Source organism: Testudinibacter sp. 'clade 2' (genome assembly GCF_006227735.1).
In the GTDB taxonomy this organism is placed as follows: domain Bacteria; phylum Pseudomonadota; class Gammaproteobacteria; order Enterobacterales; family Pasteurellaceae; genus Chelonobacter.
The window spans coordinates 1-20,799 of sequence record NZ_VDHB01000032.1; the positions used below are offsets into that span (position 1 = coordinate 1).

Here is a 20,799-nt window from a genome sequence, read left to right on the forward strand (position 1 = left end):
CACAACTTTTGCCTTATTATTAGCGAAAATAGTGGCGAAAAAGTGTCTATAGCTCAAATTATAAACAAAGATCAACAGACCCTAATATATCACTTTACAACTGATCACCGAATTGTTTTAATCTGCATATTTAGTTCTTGCTATTCTTATCTGCCTGAGGTTTTCTGCTATGGGTATTTATACCTACATTTGCTTTCTCTCTGCACTCTCTATTTTAATCGGCTTTATCACCAGTAAAATCAGTGATCGGATCCAGTCCACTATTGCGATCAGCGCAGCAGCGATGGTGGGGTCGTTGCTTCTTTTGGTAAGCGGAAAGCTCGGTTGGTTTAGTATTGAAAATATTGCCACTGGAGTTATGCAGCAAATTGATTTTAAAAGTTTTTTATTAAATGGGATTTTAGGTTTTCTACTTTTCGCCGGTGCATTGGGGATTAAATTGCCGATTTTGAAAGACCAAAAGTGGGAAATCACGATTTTTGCGCTTTTCTCTACCTTGGCATCAACCTTTATCATCGGTGGCTTCATCTACTTTGCCGCATTGTTGATCGGGTTGCCGATCAGCTTTATCTATTGTGTGCTGTTCGGCGCCTTGATTTCACCGACAGACCCGATTGCAGTGTTGGCAATTATCAAAAATTTACGCGCACCGAAACGCTTGTCGATGCAAGTAGAGGGCGAATCATTGTTTAATGATGGGGTCGGTTTAGTCATTTTCGTGACCGTTTTTACCGTGGCTTTTGGTGGTGCGGAACCCACTGTGGTAGGAATTTTTGAACTGTTTATGCACGAAGCCATCGGCGGTATTATTTTCGGTTTTATTCTCGGTTTGGTCGCCCATTGGCTGATCTCCGCCACCGATGACGGCAGCATGGAAATTTTATTGACCCTGACGATTCCGACCGCCGGCTTTATTTTGGCCAATGCAATGGGGGTTTCCGGTGCATTGGCTATGGTGGTTGCCGGGATTATGATCGGCAACTGGACGCGTAACAAAGGTTTTTCAGAACAGAGCCAGCGCTATTTGGATCATTTTTGGGAGATGATTGATCATTTCCTGAACTCGTTGTTATTCCTGCTGATCGGTTTGGCATTGCTGCTGATTAATATCTCCTGGCAGAGTTTCTTGCTTATGTTGTTGGCGATTCCAATTTGTCTGGCGGCACGTTATCTTAGCCTGTGGGTTCCTTATGTGGCACTCAGCCGTTTTAGAACCTACAATCCTTACACCTTGAAAATTATGACATGGGGTGGTTTGCGTGGTGGCTTGGCGCTTGCAATGGCGTTGTCGATTCCGGCACAAACGGCGATGATTGGCGAGACGCAGTTAGATGTACGTGATGTGATTTTGGTGATGACCTATGCGGTGGTGATGTTCTCGATTTTGGTGCAAGGCTTGACGATTGAAAAAATGATTCAACAAGCCAAAAAAGTAGACCCTAACAAAGAGGATTACTTGCGACCAACCGCAGAAACTAAGGCACGCAAAAACGATGATCTAAACGCCTATTTGTCTAAATAACGTTATGTCAGCGCAAAATATCAATGAAAATTTGACCCCGCCACGTTTTGTCCACTTGCAGGTGCACAGCGATTTTTCGATGATTGACGGTTTAGCGAAAGTTAAACCACTGATCAAAGCTTGTGCTGCTGAGCAAATGGTGGCAATGGCATTGACCGATTTCAGCAATTTTTGTGGCTTGGTGCGCTTTTATGGAGAAGCGTTGTCTAATGGGATCAAGCCGATTATCGGGGTTGATGTGCTTGTGCAGCGCGAACCCGAAAGTGAACCTTTTGCCTTAACGTTGCTGGCAAAAAATAATCTGGGCTATAAAAATATTACCCTGCTGATTTCTCAAGCCTACCAGCGTGGCTATATGGAAAAGCCGACTATCGATCAAGCGTGGTTGGTTGAACACCGTGACGGTGTGATTATTCTCTCCGGTGGCCGCAATGGTGATGTGGGTAAATACCTGCTGAAGCAGCAACTCGACAATGCCAAAACCGCACTTGCGTTTTATCAGCAACATTTTCCTGATCACTACTACTTGAGCCTGACCCGAACCGGACGTGCGGATGAAGAAAATTACATCCAAGCGGCGATAGCCTTAGCGCAAGAGATGGATCTGCCGGTAGTTGCCACCAATGAAGTCTGTTTTTTGACGGCAGAAGATTTTGAAGCGCATGAAATTCGGGTGGCAATTCATGACAGCTTCACCTTAGACGATCCGAAACGTCCGCAATTATACAGCGAACAGCAATATTTCCGTTCGGAACAGGAGATGTGCGAGCTGTTTGCGGATATTCCAACTGCCATTGAAAATACCTTGCTGATTGCTCAACGTTGCAACGTCAAGATTAACTTGGGCGAATATTTTTTACCACAATTTCCAACCGGTGAACTGAGCACTGAAAATTATTTGGTTAAACGCGCGGAAGAGGGGCTGGAACAGCGCCTGTTAACGCTGTTCCCCGATCCTGAAGTGCGGTTGCAGCGGCGTGCCGAATATGACGAACGGTTAAAAATAGAGCTGGATGTGATCAATCAGATGGGCTTTCCCGGCTACTTCTTGATCGTGATGGAGTTTATTCAATGGTCGAAAGACAACGATATTCCGGTTGGACCGGGACGAGGCTCCGGCGCCGGTTCATTGGTGGCTTATGCGCTGAAAATTACCGATCTAGATCCGCTCGAGTTTGATTTGCTATTCGAACGTTTTCTTAATCCGGAACGGGTTTCGATGCCGGATTTTGATGTGGATTTTTGCATGGACGGGCGTGATCGGGTGATTGAACACGTTGCTGAAATGTATGGACGTGGTGCCGTTTCGCAGATTATCACATTTGGAACAATGGCCGCAAAAGCGGTTATCCGCGATGTGGGGCGTGCGTTGAGCCACCCCTACGGTTTTGTCGATCGAATCGCCAAGCTGATTCCGCCTACACCGGGTATGACCTTGGCAAAAGCCTTCGATGAAGAGCCGATGTTAGACCAGATTTACAATAGCGATGAAGAGGTGAAAGCGCTGATCGATATGGCGCGTAAGCTGGAAGGCGTGACCCGTAATGCCGGAAAACACGCCGGTGGTGTGGTGATTTCCCCGACCTTAATCACCGATTTCTCGCCGCTGTATTGCGATCCGGAAGGGCTGCATCCGGTTACTCATTTCGATAAAAATGATGTGGAATATGCCGGTTTGGTCAAATTTGACTTTTTGGGCTTGCGCACCTTGACCATCATCAAATGGGCGGTTGATATGATCAATCCCCGTTTGCAAAAAGAGGGCAAAGCCCCAATCGATATCGATCGCATTCCATTGGATGACCAGAAAGCCTTTGAAGTGTTGCTGAAAGCTGAAACCACGGCGGTATTCCAGTTGGAATCACGCGGTATGAAAGATTTGATCAAACGCCTGAAACCAGACTGCTTTGAGGATATTATCGCCTTGGTGGCGCTATTCCGTCCTGGTCCGTTGCAATCGGGCATGGTGGATAACTTTATCCGGCGTAAACACGGCGATGAGGAGATCTCTTATCCCGATGCCGAATATCAGCACCAATCACTCAAGCCGATTTTAGAACCGACCTACGGCATTATTTTGTATCAAGAGCAAGTAATGCAAATCGCACAGGTACTTGCTGGTTATACCTTGGGCGGTGCAGATTTATTGCGTCGTGCGATGGGTAAAAAACAGCCGGAGGAGATGGCAAAACAACGTTCGGTTTTTAAAGAGGGATCGATCAATAATAATGTTGATGGCGATCTGTCGATGAAAATTTTCGACTTGGTGGAAAAATTTGCCGGTTACGGTTTCAACAAATCCCACTCGGCGGCGTATGCTTTAGTATCTTATCAAACCTTATGGCTGAAAGCACATTATCCGGCGGAATTTATGGCGGCGGTGATGACTTCCGAGATGGACAACACCGATAAAATTGTCGGGCTTTATGATGAGTGCTTGCGGATGGGATTGACCGTAACACCGCCGGATATTAATAACGGCAACCACCGTTTTAGTGTCAATGAAAAAGGCGAAATTGTTTACGGTATTGGTGCGATTAAAGGGGTGGGAGAAGGCCCGATCACGGCAATCATTGAAGCCCGTGAACAAGGCGGTCGCTTTAAAGATCTGTTTGATCTGTGTGCGCGAGTTGATTTGAAAAAAATTAACCGCCGCACTTTTGACAGTTTGATTTTGTCCGGTGCGTTTGACAAACTAGGGCCGCACCGTGCGGCATTGGCTAAAAATTTACAGGATGCGCTGAAAGCCTCTGATCAACACGCCAAAGATGAAGCCATGGGGCAAGCGGATATGTTCGGCGTGCTGACCGCTGCTCCGGAAGCAGTCGAAACAGCTTATGCCAACACCCCAAAATGGTCGGAAAAAACTATTTTGGACGGTGAGCGCGAAACCTTGGGGCTGTATCTAAGCAGCCATCCGATCAGCCGTTATTTAAAAGAGCTGTCGCACTACAGTTCACATCGTATCAATGAATTCCAGCCAAATCGCCGTGGACAAATCAGCACAGCGTGTGGTTTGATTGTGAATTCACGGATCGCCGTCACCAAAAAAGGCAACCGTTTAGGCATTATCACGCTAGATGACCGCTCGGGGCGCTTAGATGCCACGCTGTTTAGTGATGCTTTGCAAAACTACGGCGAATATTTGGAGAAAGATCAAATTGTGATCATCAGCGGGCAGGTCAGCCATGATGATTTCACCCAAGGGCTGAAAATGAATGTGCGCGAGCTGCTGTCACTGGATCAAGCCCGTAGCCGTTACGCCAAAAGTTTGGCGATTTGCCTGACACAAGAGCAAATTACACCGCATTTTGTACGCCGTTTTAAAGAAATTATCAGTCCGTATAGCGGCGGTGTTATGCCGCTGCATATTTATTATCAAAGTCCGCAAGGCAGAGCGTTGCTGAGGCTAGGCACACAGTGGCGGGTGCAGCCACACGATGATTTGCTCGACCAACTCACTGAAATGCTGGGCGAAAACCAGGTTGAATTGGAGTTTGAATAGCTCAAATTATAAACAAAGATCAATAGACCCTAATTGGCTTAGGAAAATAAAATTTAGCCATCAGCGCAGAAATAGCTTAAAATACCGAGCGAGTAAAATTAAAATATTTTTATTGACGAATCAGGAATACGCATGAATCACGAATTTTTAGATTTTGAACTACCGATTGCCGAGCTGGAAGCAAAGATTGAGTCGCTGCGCGCTGTTACTCAACAGGATGACAAAATCAATCTTGATGATGAAATCAAACGCTTGCGTAAAAAAAGCCAAGAGTTGACCAAGAAAACCTTTGCCAACCTCGACCCGTGGCAGGTTTCCAAAATGGCACGCCACCCACAGCGTCCTTATACGCTGGATTACATCCAACAGATTTTTACGGATTTTGAAGAGCTTGCCGGTGATCGTGCATTTGCCGATGACAAGGCGATTGTCGGCGGTATTGCTCGTTTGGAAGGCAAACCGGTGATGATTATCGGACACCAGAAAGGGCGCACGGTAAAAGAAAAAGTTAAACGCAATTTTGGTATGCCGGCACCGGAAGGTTACCGCAAAGCCTTGCGTTTGATGCAACTTGCCGAGCGTTTCAATATGCCGATCATCACCTTTATCGACACACCGGGGGCATATCCGGGCGTGGGCGCCGAAGAGCGTGGGCAATCGGAAGCAATTGCTCGTAATTTGCGTGAAATGTCGATGTTGAAAGTGCCGGTGATCTGCACCGTGATCGGCGAAGGCGGCTCTGGTGGGGCGCTGGCAATTGGCGTTGGTGACAAAGTCAACATGTTGCAATACAGCACATATTCCGTCATTTCGCCGGAAGGCTGTGCCTCAATTTTGTGGAAGAGCGCTGACAAAGCGCCACTCGCCGCAGAAGCGATGGGGATTACGGCAAAACGCTTGCTGGAACTGAAACTGATCGACAATATTATTGCTGAGCCGTTAGGCGGCGCACACCGTGATGTTCCGTTAATGGCAGAAAAATTAAAACAACGGTTGTTAAGCGACTTACGTGATCTGGAAGTATTAGATCAACAATCATTATTAGATCGCCGCTATCAGCGACTAATGGGTTACGGGTATTGTTAACTCAGGTCATTTTTTGATAAAAAAGTAGGGGGGATTAATCCCCCTACAATGATAAGCCAGCCTATCCTCGTTATCTATAAACCCTATTTATCTTTTCTCTTTATTTGCCAAAGGTTATCCAATGAAAAACGTTTTATCTATTCAATCTCATGTGGTGTATGGCTATGCCGGTAATAAAGCGGCAGTATTGCCGATGCAATTACTGGGCATTGATGTCTGGCCGTTAAACACAGTGCAATTTTCCAACCATACCCAATATCAAAAATGGAAAGGCATGGTGATTCCCAAGGAGCAAATTGCTGAAATTACACAAGGGATTGCCGAGATTGACGCATTGCATGAATGTGATGCAGTGCTATCGGGTTATATTGGTGCAGCGGAACAGGGGCAAGAGATTTTAAATACCGTTAATCGGATTAAAGCCCTCAACCCGAATGCGATCTATTTCTGTGATCCGGTGATGGGTCACCCGGATAAAGGCTGCATCGTTGCGCCGGGGGTGGCGGAATTTTTGGTGGAACACGCGTTGCCGGCGGCTGATTTATTGGCACCTAACTTGGTTGAATTGCGCGAATTAACCGGTTTAACCGTTGAAAATTTTGAACAGGCAATCGAAGCGATTAAATTTCTGTTGGCAAAAGGGGTGAAAAAAGTGTTGGTCAAACACTTGAGCAAAGTCGGTAAAGATGCCAGCCAGTTTGAAATGGTGTTGGCAACCCAAGACGGGATTTGGCATATCAGTCGTCCGTTGCATGAATTTGTTGGCCGTGACCCGGTCGGGGTTGGCGATTTGACCAGTGGTGTGTTCTTGGCAAATTTGTTAAACGGCAAATCGGACTTAGAGGCATTTGAACACACTGCTAATGCGGTAAACGATGTGATGAGTGTGACCCAACAAAGTGGCAAATACGAATTACAAATCGTCGCGGCACGCCACCTGATTATGCAGCCGCAAAGCCAGTATAAAGCAGTGAAAATTGCTTAGTTTCTCAAATTAGCGTCTCAATTTTTCAGGGCGGCAATCCGCCCATTGTTTTTATTCTTTTAATCCGCAATGATTTATGCAAAGGCGGTGCTTATGCCAGATCTTCTCTCTCAATTACACCGTACTTTGCAGCAGCATCGGCTGACACAAGCCTCTTTTGTGTTGGCATATAGCGGCGGGTTGGATTCGACCGCACTTTTATCGCTTTTCGCCCGACTGAAACTACAACTACCGCAAATCCAACTGCGCGCGATTCATGTTCATCATGGCTTAAGTCCAAATGCCGATAACTGGGGGCAACATTGTCAGCAACAATGTGCACAACTGCAAATTCCGCTGCTCATCGAAAAAGTGCGGTTGGCGGATAACGGTAATATTGAACAAGCGGCGCGAAGTGCTCGTTATCAGATTTTTAAACAGCATCTGCAAGCTGGTGAACTGTTGGTTACCGCCCATCATTTGAATGATCAAAGTGAAACCTTGTTGCTGGCGTTAAAACGTGGCAGCGGTGTAAAGGGATTAGCCGCTATGCAAGTGCGGTCTGAATTGTGGCAAATGCCGATTTTTCGCCCGTTGTTACCGATGTCTAGAATGCAATTGCAGCAATATGCACAACAGCAACAGCTGCGCTGGATTGAAGATGAAAGCAATCAGAGCGACCACTACGATCGCAATTTTTTGCGTCATCAAATTCTGCCGGCATTACGCCAACGCTGGGCGCACATCGACAGCACCTTGCAGCGTTCGGCACAACACTGTTTTGAACAGCAACAGTTGTTAGAAGAGCTGCTGTTGCCACTGTTTCAACAACACTATCGGGCTGCTGACCGCACTTTTGATCTCCGCGGTTTTGCCGATTACTCGCGGCATAAGCAGCAGTTTTTATTGCGCCTTTGGCTGGAGAAAAATGCACTGATGATGCCGCCACAGTCGCAACTTACCCAGTTGATTGAAAATGTGGTGTTGGCTCAAACCGACAAACAGCCGCAATTGCAGTTGGCGGATACGGTGATTCGCCGCTATCAGCAGCGACTGTATCTCACGGCTATTTATCAGGATATCACTGATTGTGTGATCACACCGCACTTTGAGCAGCCGATTGCGCTGCCGGATAATTTGGGAACGCTGGTTTTTCAGCGACAAGCGGAACAGTTATGTGTGCTTTGGCAACAGGCGGGGCAGCAGCGCCGCTACTGTGTGGCAAAACCAGCTGTGGACCAACTGATTCAAATTCGGTTTGCTTATTCGGGCAAAGTGCGGTTGGCAATAAATCGTCCCAATAGCGATATCAAAAAAATCTGGCAGCAGTATGGCATTCCGCCGTGGCAACGGCAGCGCACGCCGTTGCTGTTTTATGGCGACAAGTTGATTGCCGCCTTGGGCGTATTTTCGACGGTTTAAGCGGTGTGGTCAGAAGGCAGCTGCGCTTCGATCAGTGTTGCTAACAGCTCAATATGTTCATCGCTGGCATTCAGTGCCGGAATATATTGGTAGCGTTCGCCGCCATTCTCGAGAAAAATTTCGCGATTTTCTTCTTCAATTTCTTCTATGGTTTCTAAACAGTCCACCGCAAAGCCCGGGCAGACTATTGCCAGCGCTTTTTGTCCGTTTTGCGCCAATTGTTGCAAGGTTTCATCGGTGTAGGGCTGAAGCCATGGTTCTTTGCCGAAACGTGACTGGAAAGTCACTTGCCATTGGTTTGGCGTTAATTCCAATGTCTTCGCCACCAAAAGTGCGGTTTGGTGACAATGCTCGGCATAGTAATCCCCCTCTTGTTGATAACGTTCCGGGATGCCATGAAACGAGAAAATCAGCAGTTCATCTGGTTGCAATTTAGCGCGAATGCTGTTTGCCAAGGCTTTGATATATAACGGATGTTGATGATAATGGTGAATAAAGGCAATTTCAGGCATCGCCCGATGGGATTTTAATGCGTCGGCAAACGCATCAAATACACTGGCAGTGGTGGTGCTGCTGTATTGTGGGTAGAGCGGTAACACGATAATTTTTTGTACTTGTTGTGCAATTAAGCGGTCGACCGCACTTTGCATCGACGGCTCGCCGTAGGTCATCGCAAGTTCAATAATCAAGTTCGGCTGGCGTGCGGCAAAATAGTGCTGTAGCTTTTGCACCTGTTCACGTCCAATAGCCAGCAACGGTGAACCTTGTTCGGTCCAGATCGCTTGATACAGCTTGGCAACTCGCGGCGCACGTCGGGGTAAAATGAAGGCATTCAAAATCACTGACCATTGTAGGCGAGGTAGATCAATGACTCTTGGATCAGACAAAAATTGTTTTAGATAACGTTTGACTGCTGCTGTGGTAGGGGCTGACGGCGTGCCTAGATTGACCAGTAACACCCCGATTTTATTTTTCATTATGATCTTTTCCTTTTTGTATTAGGGTCTGTTGACTACAGCCAAGCTCAAGCGTGCGCTACAGCATAGTTGCTGTTGTTCGTCACGCAGATCAATTTGCCACACCTGCGTGCTGCGCCCCAATCTGGCGGGGGTGGCTCTGGCAGTGACAGTGTTGCCTTTTTTCACCGGACGCAGATGGCTGGCATTGATTTCGGTGCCGACCACCAAAAAATTGTCATCCACACAACAAAATCCGGCAAGCGAAGCAACCGTTTCCGCTAACAGCGCAGAAACACCGCCGTGTAAATAGCCCATCGGCTGGCAGCTGCGTTCATCGACTGTCAGTTGCGCTTCCAGCCAGTTTTCCCCTTGTGCGCTGAAACGGATGCCCAAGTGGCTGACCGCACTTTGCTGACAAAATTGGTTCAGCTGTTGTAATGATAACGTTTTTTTCCACATATTGTATGATTCCGAGTGTTTTATTGCCTATTAATTTAATAGTGATAGCAGCGCTTGTAACGGATGTTGCGGCTGCCAGCCCTCCATTCGCTTCACTTGGCTGCGGCAAGAGTAGCCGGTTGCCAAGCAGAATTTTGCATCGTATTTTGTCAGTTTTTGTTGCCAAGAGAGCTGATAAATCCCTTGTGACATGGTCAAATGCTGGCTTTCGTGACCAAAGGTACCGGCCATGCCGCAGCAACCAACCGTTTCACTGATCAAGGTTTGCCCAAAACGGGCAAAAATGGTTTGCCACTGTTTGGGGCTGTTTGGCATGGCGCTGGCTTCGGTGCAATGCGGAAACAGATACCAAGTGCGGTTTTCGCTGTTTTTGGTTGCAATCGCACTGTCGAGCTGGTTTGAATCAAGCTGTTGCACTAGCCATTCGTGCGCCGTCAACACATGGAAATCATTTTGTTGTTGCAGCACTTGCGGATATTCCTCGCGATAGGACAACACAATTGCCGGGTCAACCCCAACCAGCGGCAGCTTGAGTTTGTTTAAACGGCTTAAAAATTCCGCCTGTGTACGTGCGGTTTTGGCAAAACGCTGCAAAAAGCCTTTGATATGTTGTGCCTTGCCGTTTGGTTTGAACGGCAACAGCACCGGTTTGAAACCCAATTTTTGGCTGAGCTGAATAAAATCGGCCACCACTTTGGCATCGTAATACGAGGTGAACGGGTCTTGTACGATCAACAACATCTTCGCTTTTTCGGCAGCGGACAGTCTTTCCAACTGCTCCAATGAGTAGCCCTGATAGCCGATTTCGACCAATTGCTGTTGCAATGATGGCGAACTGAGGCTGGGTAAATCGACCATGCCGATGGCTTTTTCTGCCAAATAGCCAGTGAGTTTGGCGGTGGTAAAAAAATTAAAAAAGCGAGGTGCTTTCGCCATCAGCGGCGCAGCATATTCCACATTGGCGACTACATAATCTTTCAACGGACGCAGATAGCGAGTGTGATAAAAATGGTTGAATTGCGCGCGGAAACTTGGTACATCAATTTTAATCGGGCATTGGCTGGCGCAGGCTTTGCATGCCAGACAGGTATCCATTGCCGTTTTGACTTCGTGCGAAAAATCGTATTCGCCCTGTTTTTTACGCCAGCTATGGCGTATTTTGGCAACAAAATCACGTAATTTGACCGGCTGTGCTTGGCGGAAATCCAACTGCTCTGGTGTAATCTGTTGTTCGCTTAACAAGCGCAGCCATTCACGCACCAATGCGGCACGTCCTTTCGGCGAAAAAGTGCGGTCGGCGCTGACTTTCATGGACGGACACATGGTGCTGTGCACATCAAAATTGAAACACAGTCCATTGCCGTTGCAGTTGAGTGCGCCTTGGTACTCTTCACGTAGACGCAGCGGAATCTGGCGGTCGAAATCGGCACGCATTTGGGCGGTGATCGGATAAAGTGCGGTTTCACAGCCTAACGGGGTACAAATTTTCCCCGGATTCAGGCGGTTGTTGGGATCAAATAACTGTTTGATATAGCGCAGTTCTTGCCACAATTTTTCGCCGAAAAAACGTTCGCCGTAACCGGAACGCATACCTTTACCGTGTTCACCCCAAATCAAGCCGCCGTATTTAGCCGTAAGCTCGACCACCTGATCAGAAATGGTTTTGAACAGTTTAACTTGTTGCGGATCGCATAAATCCAGTGCCGGACGGACGTGCAACACGCCGGCATCGACATGACCGAACATGCCATATTGCAAACCGTGTTGATCAAGTAAGGTACGAAATTCGCTGATGTAATCCGCCAAATGTTGTGGCGGTACGCAAGTGTCCTCAACAAACGGAATCGGTTTAGCCGTGCCTTTGCTGTTGCCGAGCAAACCGACCGCTTTTTTTCGCATGGCATAAATTTTCAAGATAGAAGGGAGATCGCTGCAAATTTGGTAGCCGATGATGCCGTCTTGTTGGGTACGAATTCGTTCGTCCAAAATCTGACATAGGGCACTGACCCGTTTTTCAACCGCTTTTTCCAGGTTTCCGGCGAATTCAACGATATTTAAACCCAAAATCGGATTGTCGGCATTTTCACTCAATAGCTCACTGACTGAATGCCAGATGATATCTTGTTTTGCCAGATTGAGTACGCTGGAATCGACAGTTTCGACCGACAGTGCGTTGGCTTGCAGCATCAATGGCGCATTGCGTAACGCCGCATCAAAGGTATTATATTTAATGTTGATTAAAGTGCGGTATTTCGGAATGGGCAATAAGTTAAGTTTTGCTTCACAAATAAATGCCAGTGAACCTTCCGAGCCAGTCAAAATGCGGCTCAGATTAAAGCGGCTGAGATCGTCGCTAAAGACGTTTTTTAAATCATAACCGGTTAAGAAACGGTTGAGCTGTGGCAGTTCATTTAGAATAGTGCTGCGGTTTTGTTTGCAACGTTGGTAAATTTGTTGATGTAGTTGGCGTGCTGGCTTTGGCAGCGGCAGGTTGTCTTGTTCCAACGCTGTACTGGCAAAGCTATCGGTTTCTAATATTTGACCGTCAACTAATACCGATTTTAAAGCAAGGATGTGATCTGAAGTTTTGCCATATTGCAATGAACCTTGCCCGGAGGCATCGGTATTGATCATTCCGCCGATAGTGGCACGGTTGCTGGTGGAAAGTTCCGGTGCAAAAAACAGTCCGAATGGTTGCAGATATTGATTTAGTTGGTCTTTTACTACGCCGGATTGCACTCGAACCCAGCGTTGTTCCGGATTAAATTCCAGAATTTGATTCATATGGCGTGAAAGATCAACAATAATATTGTTATTCAGTGCTTGTCCGTTAGTGCCGGTGCCACCGCCACGCGGAGTAAATGTTAGCGCTGAAAACTCTTCCCGTTGCGCTAATTTCGTTAAACGCACGATATCGGCTACGGTTTTGGGAAACAGAATGGCTTGTGGCAGCTGTTGATAGACGCTGTTGTCCGTAGAGAGGCTTAAACGTGCTGAATAGCTGGATTCGATATCGCCTTCGAAGTTTTGTTGGCGCAGAGCGGTCAGATAGTTTGCAGTGCAGTCATTTAAGCGAGGAACGGTTTTCAAGCGGGGTATCATGATTGGTATCCGTGTTTAAGTAGGGGCTGTTGATGTTTGTATTAATATAACATAATTAAAATCTGAAAAAGGGTAGAAAAAAAGCAAAAAGATAAAAAATTAATCAATTGAATGGCAAAAAAAAATGTTATTGATGTAATGAAATTGTTTGTTTTTTAGTAAATTTGATTAAAAATCACTCGAAATTTGAGATTATTAGTCTAATTAGGTTGATTTTAGCTCAATTGACCATAATAATAAAAGCATACTCAGAACGCTATTTGGGTATAGAACTGACTGAGGTTCATATTTTACTCGATCTGTTCGCTTTTAACCGATTACTTTTAATTAATATATCGATCGGTCAAAACTCAACTAAATGAAGAGGAAATTTAAAATGAAAAAAACTGCAATTGTATTGGCTATTTCAGGTTTGGCTTTGGCATCAGCCGCACAAGCTGCGCCACAAGCAAACACATTCTATGCCGGTGCAAAAGCCGGTTGGGCATCTTATCATGACGGGTTGACTCAGTTTGAGCGTCTAGATGGCTTAAAAACAGGTCACCAACGTAACTCCGTAACTTACGGGGTGTTCGGTGGTTACCAAATTACTGATAATTTAGCCGTTGAGCTGGGTTATGATGATTTTGGTCGTAACAAAGTGAAATATAAAGGACAAACTATCGGTAAGCACACTGCTCATGGTACACACCTGACGTTGAAAGCCAGCTACCCGGTATTGGCAGATTTAGATGTATATGCGCGTGTTGGTGCGGCATTAGTGCGTTCTGACTACAAAACTTATGACGACAGTTTTGTCGGTGAAGGTTTCCCTGGACGTCGTGGCCATGACTTAAGCACTTCAGCCGTCTTTGCCGGTGGTTTGGAATATGCAATCATGCCATCTTTGGCGTTGCGTGTTGAATATCAATGGTTGAATAATGTCGGTAAAAAATCTAACTCATTGTCAACTGATTACCGTCCGGATGTCGGCTCTGTTACTGCCGGTCTTTCATACCGTTTCGGCCAAGGTGTAGCAGCACCTGAAGTGGTTACCAAAAAATTTGCCTTCAGTTCAGATGTGTTGTTTGACTTCAACAAATCTAGCTTAAAAGCTGGTGGTTCTGAGGCATTGGACGGCATGACAACAGAAGTGGCCAATTCAGGTTTAGCAAGCCCTAACTACAATGTAGCGGGTTACACAGACCGTATCGGTTCTGATGCTTACAACCAAAAATTGTCTGAAAAACGTGCTGAAACAGTAGCAAACTACTTGGTTTCTAAAGGTGTTGAGCAAACTAACGTGACTGCAGTAGGTTACGGTAAAGCAAATCCGGTTACCGGCAGCAACTGTGACACTGTGAAAGGTCGTAAAGCGTTGATCGCTTGTTTAGCCCCGGATCGTCGTGTAGAAGTATCTGTTCAAGGTGCGAAAACCGTCACTATGTAATGTTTGCTAGCAGTTTTTAGCTTAATAAAAACCCGGTGTAGCCGGGTTTTATATCGCTAAATAGCAGTGAAAATAGTGCTAAAAAGTACTTTTTTTAACTTAACCGCTTAAAAAAAGAACTATTTTTTGTAAGAAGTATTGATTTTCTTTGAGACTACTAGGATAATTCAGCGATACTCAGTTCACCTAGTGGATTCATTATTATATAAAGAGTATGGGACGATTCAGCTTATTCAGGTGTGAATCAAAACTTAAATACAATTTTTTTCAATAGTGGAATTATGGCTTCAATTGAAGCTGGTGGGTTCTAACTATTATAAAATTTGTATCGTAGATGAAAACAAATAGAGGATCATCAAAATGAAAAAAACTGCAATTGCATTAGCTATCTCTGGCTTAGCATTAGCATCTGTAGCACAAGCAGCACCACAAGCTAACACCTTCTATGCAGGTGCTAAAGCAGGTTGGGCTTCTTTCCACGATGGTTTAGAGCAATTTGAAGTTCCAGGCGTTCTAGGAACACACCGGAATTCTGTAACTTACGGTGTGTTTGGTGGTTACCAAATTACTGATAATTTTGCTGTCGAATTAGGCTATGATGATTTTGGTCGTGCTAAAGTAAGAAATAACGGTGAAACTATTGCTAAGCATACTAACCATGGTGCACACTTAAGCTTAAAAGCAAGCTATCCAGTTTTAGCTGATTTAGATGTTTATGCCCGTGTTGGTGCTGCATTAGTACGTTCTGATTATAAGACTTATGGAGCTGCTAATGTTTTGGGACGCGACCATAGCTTAAAAACTTCAGCAGTCTTTGCTGGTGGTTTGGAATATGCAATTCTGCCTTCTTTAGCATTGCGTGTTGAATACCAATGGTTAAATAACGTAGGTAAATTGGAAGATAGCAGTGGTCAACGTGTAGACTATCGTCCAGATATCGGTTCTGTCACTGCAGGTCTTTCATACCGTTTCGGTCAAGGCGTTGCAGCAGCTCCTGAAATCATCACTAAAAAATTCGCATTCAGCTCAGACGTATTGTTTGACTTCAACAAATCCAGCTTAAAAAATGGCGGTTCTGAAGCATTAGACGGCATGACTGCTGAAGTAGCTAATTCAGGTTTAGCAAGCCCTAACTACAATGTAGCGGGTTACACAGACCGTATCGGTTCTGATGCTTACAACCAAAAATTATCTGAAAAACGCGCTGAAACTGTAGCTAACTACTTAGTTTCTAAAGGTGTTGATCAAGCTAACGTAACTGCAGTAGGTTACGGTAAAGCTAACCCGGTTACCGGCAGCAACTGTGACACTGTGAACGGACGCAAAGCGTTGATCGCTTGTTTAGCCCCGGATCGTCGTGTAGAAGTCGCTGTTCAAGGTGCAAAAACAGTCGCTATGTAATATAGCACTCCTTCTATCATTTCTAAAACCCGGCTAGTCCGGGTTTTTTTATGTCTAAAAATGAATAAATACAATTCCGGCAATAAAATAAGGTACAATCATAGACAGTCAGACAGCCCCTAGTCACGATGAAAAGGATATGATGAAATGAAGTCTAAAAATGTGTTACCAAAAATTATACAAAATGATAATCCGTCACTTCAATTGATATTCATAGCGGCTTGTATAATTATTATTTTAGCGGGCATAAAAGCAGCAGCGGATATCATCACCCCACTGCTATTGGCTTTATTTATTGCGATTGCTTGCTCTCCTTTAATAAAAAAAATGATTGATTATAAAGTTCCGCAATGGCTTGCAATTACCCTGTTGCTCTGTTTTATTTTTACCCTTTTCAGTGTTTTTGCAACCTTAGTCGGAGCTTCGGTAACCGAATTTACCGCGTCGGTGCCACAATATAAGCTTCTGTTATCTGAAAAAGTGGGCTGGTTGACGACATTAACCGAGAAATACAATATTTCAGCACTACTGCCGAGAAAGAGAATATTGGAAAGTCTAGACCCGAATACACTGATGAATTTTATGAGTAATATGCTAGGACAGTTGTCTGGCATGTTGAGTAATATTTTTGTATTGTTCCTGATCGTGGTGTTTATGCTGCTTGAAATTCCACTGGCAAAACAAAAACTGACTTATTTGGTCAGTCATCAACCACGAGGAGAACAAATCCAGCTGAAAAGTGACGTTTATCGGGTTATTGACAGTGTTATCCGCTATTTATCGATCAAAACATTAGTCAGTATTCTTACCGGAGTATCCATTTATATCATATTGAAATTACTGAATATTCAATATGCCATTTTATGGGCAAGTGTTGCCTTTCTATTGAATTATATTCCAAATATTGGATCGATTATCGCTGCGATTCCGGTGGTGATACAGGCTTTTATTCTTAATGGCTCGGTTGAAGGTATTTTAGTTATCGTGGCATATTTTTTAGTCAATACGATATTTGGCAATATTGTAGAACCGAAAGTGATGGGAAAACATTTGGGATTGTCGACATTGGTTGTATTTATTTCACTTATTTTTTGGGGATGGTTGCTTGGCATGGTCGGTATGTTCCTCTCGGTGCCACTGACCGTGGCGACTAAAATTGCCCTAGAAGCCAACCCTCTAACTGAAAGATTTGCCTATTTGCTCGGCAATGGTGAAAAATAGAGCCGATTAATCGTTCTGGCTATATTTCGTGTTGTCGAGATTGGTTCTACTTTTATCAAAATAAAGCTTGATTAATACATAAAAAAGGTTCAAATTAAACAAAATCTATTTTTTGTAGCATATACTTTTTATTTTGATTAAGTTGAGAAGCGTAATGTGTGAAAAAGAATTTGAGCTGAAACAAAAAGGTAAGTTGGCGAGGCTGACAAACCGCACTTTTAAGTTTGATCCGCGGATTAAAGACGGTTGGTTTTCAGCGGTTTATTTCTTGAAAACCAGCAAAATTGTCGCAAATCGTATTCCCCGACAAACTGTGAGTATGCAATTTTTTCAAAAAAATGAAGCGATTGTGTGCGGTATGGATGAAGCGATTGCGCTGCTGCATACTTTTGCCGCGAATCCGCAAAATCTTAAAATTTGGGCGTTGAATGATGGCGATAAAATCTCACCGTTTGAAACCGTGTTGATGGTGGAAGGCTATTATGAGGATTTTGGCTATCTAGAAGGCATCATCGACGGGATTTTAGCACGACGCACATCGGTGGCGACACACGTTTATAACGTGGTGCAGGCGGCAAGTGGTAAGCAAGTGATCTTTATGGGGGATCGTGATGACCATTTTTCACAGCAAGCTGGTGACGGCTATGCCGCTTATATTGGTGGCATGAGTGCGCAGGCAACCTACGCAATGAATGAGTGGTGGGGCAGTGACGGTGTCGGCACGATGCCACATGCGCTGATTCAGTTGTTCAACGGCGATTTAATTCAGGCGTGTGAAGCCTATTTGACAACGTTTCCTGAAGATAATTTGGTTGCGCTGGTGGACTATAATAATGATGTTATTGAAGATTCACTCAAGGTGGCTCGCCATTTCGGTAACAAATTATATGGCGTGCGGGTCGATACTTCCGCCAATATGGTGGATCAATATTTTCTTAGAAATCAACATGAATTCGGACAATATGACTTGCGCGGCACTAATCCACGCTTAATTAAATTGTTGCGTCGCCATCTGGATGCCGAAGGGTTTCAGCATGTAAAAATTATCGTCAGTGGTGGTTTTGACTCGGCAAAAATCCGTTTATTTGAGCAACTGAAAACACCGGTTGACTCCTACGGTGTCGGTTCTAATTTGCTGAAAGTGAATATCGGTTTTACCGGCGATTGCGTTCGCTTAAACGGCAAAGAGCAAGCCAAACAAGGGCGCCGCTACCAGTTTAACCCACGTTTACAGCCAGTGCGCTATGCTGCTGAACAACATGCCGAGCGGGAGGAATAATATGACGTTGCAACAATATGCAGATTATTTAGTCGAGTGGTTGGAGCAGCAGCGCCATTTTTATGCTGCGAAAGGCTATGTGATCGGCATTAGTGGTGGCATCGATTCGGCAGTGGTGGTGAATTTGTTGATGAAAACCGGGGCACCGGTGCAAGGCTTGATTTTACCGTCGGATACGACTTCTGCCCAAGATATTGCCTATGCTTATGCGGTTGCAAAAAGTGCGGGTTGTGCGGTGATTGAAGCTTCGATTAGTCCTAGTTACCGCACTTTTATGCAAAGTATGCAGCCACTGTTCCGTGATGATGCTGAGCGGCAGAATGTGATTGCCGGCAATGTGCAGGCACGGTTACGCATGATAACCCTGTATGCAGCAGCGCAAAATCAACAGGCAATCGTGGTCGGCACCGATAATGCGGCAGAATGGCATACCGGTTATTTCACCAAATATGGCGATGGCGGTGTTGATGTTGTGCCGTTGGTGCAATTGCGCAAAGAACAGGTGTTTGAATTAGGGCGACTGCTTGGTGTGCCGCAGGCGGTGTTAGATAAAGCACCGAGTGCCGGGTTATGGCAGGGGCAGACTGATGAAGATGAAATGGGCGTCAGTTATGCAGAAATTGATGCTTTTTTGCGTGGCGAAACGGTGTCAGTACAGGCACAAAAACAGATTGATTTTTGGCACAACCGCTCTCATCACAAACGTATGCTAGCACCAGCACCGCAGAAAATGGTTGAATAGCAAATATCAACAGGCCCTAGAATATACGATTGATATGCTAAAAGTAGCAACTGTTTTTGGAAAACTCCGTTGCTACTTTGCCTCATCAAATAATTTTGTAAACTAGATTATTTTTTCTCACCGATTGGCAACACTGTTCTGCCGTAAGATTCGTTGATCACTTCCGCAGCAGCTAAATAGAAAGCGCAAAGTGCGGTGATCAAGCCTAAGTAGCCGCCAACATTGACAATGGTGTGGTTAGCGCTGGCGTCGCCGATTGCCAAAGCGTAGAAAGTCAGGGTCAGGAAGAAGAAAATCGCTTGCAGTGCACGTGGTTTGGCGAGCGTGGCGATAAACATCATCAGAGTGAACGTGCCCCAAGCGGCTAAATACCATGCAACGAAGGTTGCAGGTGTTTCCCCTTTGAAAAAGGCAACGAACAAGCCCCAGGACCACCAGAATGCGCCGTAGCTGATAAATGCGGTGAAGCCGAAGGTATTGCCTTTTTTGAATTCCATGATCCCGGCAATGGCTTGCGCGGTACCGCCGAAAGCAAATGCCATTGCGATCACCAAACCCAGGGATTGGGTATCAAAAAATCCGCCGTTGATTAAGCACAATAACCAGGTGGTCAAGGCAAAACCGCATAAGCCTAATGGACCAGGGTTGGCATAACTATTTGTGGTGTTAGACATAAAAGTTCCTTAAATTAAATAAATATTGCTAAAAATGGGCGCTAGTATGAATGATTTTGCGCTTAAAATAAATACTCAGTCGCTTGGAATATGACTATTTTTACGGCTTTTTTTACGGCTTTGTTGAGAAACCGTTGATAAAAATGCCGAGAACGACAATCATCAAACCGACAAAGGCCAAGCCACTCGGCATTGGGTCGCTTAACAACAATACGCCGCCAAGCAGGGTGAACAAGATTTCACCGGCTTGGGTGGCTTCGATCACCGCCAGTTGTTTCATATTGTGTTTGACCAGTTCGGTGGCTTTGAAAAACAGCAGGGTGGCGATGACGCCGGAAAACAGTGCGACCATAAAGGATTGGCTTACTTGGCTAACAGGCGGTAAACCACTGTTTGTGGTGGCAATCGCCATGCAAATCAGCCAAAACGGCATTGAACACAACACCATACCATAGACCCGCTGTTGTGTTGTCAACCTATTGCCGACCAAAACCATCATTTTACGGTTGCCGAGCGGATAAGCAAAGGCGGCGAGCAGAATCAACAGCAGCGGATACAGGCTTTCACGCAGCGACAGCGTGCGTAGATTATCAATTTGCAGCAGGATAATTCCCAACACAATCAGGCAGGAAAAAAACAGATTTCTCAGCGGAATGGCTTGCCCAAACAGCGGCGTCAGCAGAATACCGGCGATAATGGTAATCTGCCATGAACTGGCGACCAGCCAAGACGAGGCATAATCCGCCGAGAGTGTCAGCGGCAGATAAAATAAGCCGAAACCAACGGTTGACCACAATAACCACGCAATCGGTGCCTGCCGAATTGCACGGTAAACCGCACTTCGTTTTGTCTGCATTCCCAACAGCAGATACAGCATCGGCAACATAAACACAAAGCGCAGTGCCGCCGACCACCAAGCATCGCCACCAGACAGCGACATACTGCGATTAAGCACAAAAGTAGCGGCAAAAAACAATGAAGAAAACAATCCGAGTAAAATAGCGTTGTTCATAATAATGGTATGTTGGTTGATC

Annotated in this window: 15 protein-coding genes; 10 read left to right on the forward strand and 5 right to left on the reverse strand. The window is 45.4% G+C overall.

The genetic code is table 11. The annotated features are described in order from the left end of the window. Positions 1-169: 169 nt before the first annotated feature. The 5 genes from FHQ30_RS03310 (at position 170) to tilS (ending at position 8,499) form a co-directional block, all read left to right on the forward strand. On the forward strand, positions 170-1,522 hold the full coding sequence (locus FHQ30_RS03310) for a cation:proton antiporter (RefSeq protein WP_139611033.1): 1,353 nt from the start codon (positions 170-172) through the stop codon (positions 1,520-1,522). A gap of 31 nt (positions 1,523-1,553) precedes the next feature. Continuing rightward, complete coding sequence (gene dnaE, locus FHQ30_RS03315; protein WP_139611040.1) at positions 1,554-5,027, forward strand: DNA polymerase III subunit alpha; 3,474 nt, start codon at positions 1,554-1,556, stop codon at positions 5,025-5,027. A gap of 132 nt (positions 5,028-5,159) precedes the next feature. Then, a complete protein-coding gene (gene accA, locus FHQ30_RS03320) occupies positions 5,160-6,113 on the forward strand; it encodes an acetyl-CoA carboxylase carboxyl transferase subunit alpha (protein ID WP_139611034.1) in 954 nt (317 codons plus the stop codon). A 121-nt stretch (positions 6,114-6,234) separates the two neighbouring features. After that, positions 6,235-7,098 (forward strand): pyridoxal kinase PdxY, encoded by an 864-nt coding sequence (pdxY, locus tag FHQ30_RS03325; protein WP_139611035.1) that lies wholly within the window; start codon positions 6,235-6,237, stop codon positions 7,096-7,098. Between the two features lie 93 nt (positions 7,099-7,191). Next, complete coding sequence (gene tilS / locus FHQ30_RS03330) at positions 7,192-8,499, forward strand: tRNA lysidine(34) synthetase TilS (RefSeq protein ID WP_267963802.1); 1,308 nt, start codon at positions 7,192-7,194, stop codon at positions 8,497-8,499. Here tilS and hemH read toward each other — a convergent pair. From hemH to ydiJ, 3 genes are read right to left on the reverse strand one after another with little or no spacing between them, the layout of a single operon-like run. Beyond that, positions 8,496-9,479, reverse strand: a complete 984-nt coding sequence (hemH, locus tag FHQ30_RS03335) for a ferrochelatase (RefSeq protein ID WP_139611037.1) — start codon at positions 9,477-9,479, stop codon at positions 8,496-8,498. The two genes, tilS and hemH, sit on opposite strands and share 4 nt — an antisense overlap. A gap of 18 nt (positions 9,480-9,497) precedes the next feature. Next, a complete protein-coding gene (locus tag FHQ30_RS03340) occupies positions 9,498-9,917 on the reverse strand; it encodes a PaaI family thioesterase (protein ID WP_139611038.1) in 420 nt (139 codons plus the stop codon). 30 nt (positions 9,918-9,947) lie between these two features. Beyond that, positions 9,948-13,019, reverse strand: coding sequence for a D-2-hydroxyglutarate dehydrogenase YdiJ (gene ydiJ / locus FHQ30_RS03345; protein WP_139611039.1), 3,072 nt, complete (start codon positions 13,017-13,019; stop codon positions 9,948-9,950). 376 nt (positions 13,020-13,395) lie between these two features. On the opposite strand from ydiJ, the gene ompA (FHQ30_RS03350) reads away from it, so the two are divergent. The 5 genes from ompA (FHQ30_RS03350) (at position 13,396) to nadE (ending at position 19,091) form a co-directional block, all read left to right on the forward strand. Next, on the forward strand, positions 13,396-14,448 hold the full coding sequence (gene ompA / locus FHQ30_RS03350) for a porin OmpA (protein WP_132967887.1): 1,053 nt from the start codon (positions 13,396-13,398) through the stop codon (positions 14,446-14,448). A gap of 360 nt (positions 14,449-14,808) precedes the next feature. Further along, the gene (ompA, locus tag FHQ30_RS03355) at positions 14,809-15,849 is read left to right on the forward strand and encodes a porin OmpA (RefSeq protein ID WP_139612086.1); all 1,041 of its coding nucleotides are present in this window, start codon (positions 14,809-14,811) and stop codon (positions 15,847-15,849) included. Positions 15,850-16,026: 177 nt separating this feature from the next. Then, positions 16,027-17,070 carry an AI-2E family transporter gene (locus FHQ30_RS03360; RefSeq protein ID WP_442805703.1) on the forward strand — a complete coding sequence of 348 codons (1,044 nt, stop codon included), beginning with the start codon at positions 16,027-16,029 and terminating at the stop codon, positions 17,068-17,070. A gap of 154 nt (positions 17,071-17,224) precedes the next feature. Next, the gene (locus FHQ30_RS03365; RefSeq protein ID WP_139612084.1) at positions 17,225-18,349 is read left to right on the forward strand and encodes a nicotinate phosphoribosyltransferase; all 1,125 of its coding nucleotides are present in this window, start codon (positions 17,225-17,227) and stop codon (positions 18,347-18,349) included. Between the two features lies 1 nt (position 18,350). Further along, a complete protein-coding gene (gene nadE, locus FHQ30_RS03370) occupies positions 18,351-19,091 on the forward strand; it encodes an NAD(+) synthase (protein WP_139612083.1) in 741 nt (246 codons plus the stop codon). A gap of 107 nt (positions 19,092-19,198) precedes the next feature. On the opposite strand, the gene FHQ30_RS03375 is transcribed toward nadE, so the two are convergent. Together FHQ30_RS03375 and FHQ30_RS03380 are read right to left on the reverse strand one after the other, a co-directional pair. Next, positions 19,199-19,765, reverse strand: coding sequence for an acetate uptake transporter (locus tag FHQ30_RS03375; RefSeq protein WP_139612082.1), 567 nt, complete (start codon positions 19,763-19,765; stop codon positions 19,199-19,201). A gap of 112 nt (positions 19,766-19,877) precedes the next feature. Then, positions 19,878-20,777: a DMT family transporter gene (locus FHQ30_RS03380; protein ID WP_139612081.1), complete on the reverse strand. Its 900-nt coding sequence runs from the start codon at positions 20,775-20,777 to the stop codon at positions 19,878-19,880. Between the last annotated feature and the right edge of the window lie 22 nt (positions 20,778-20,799).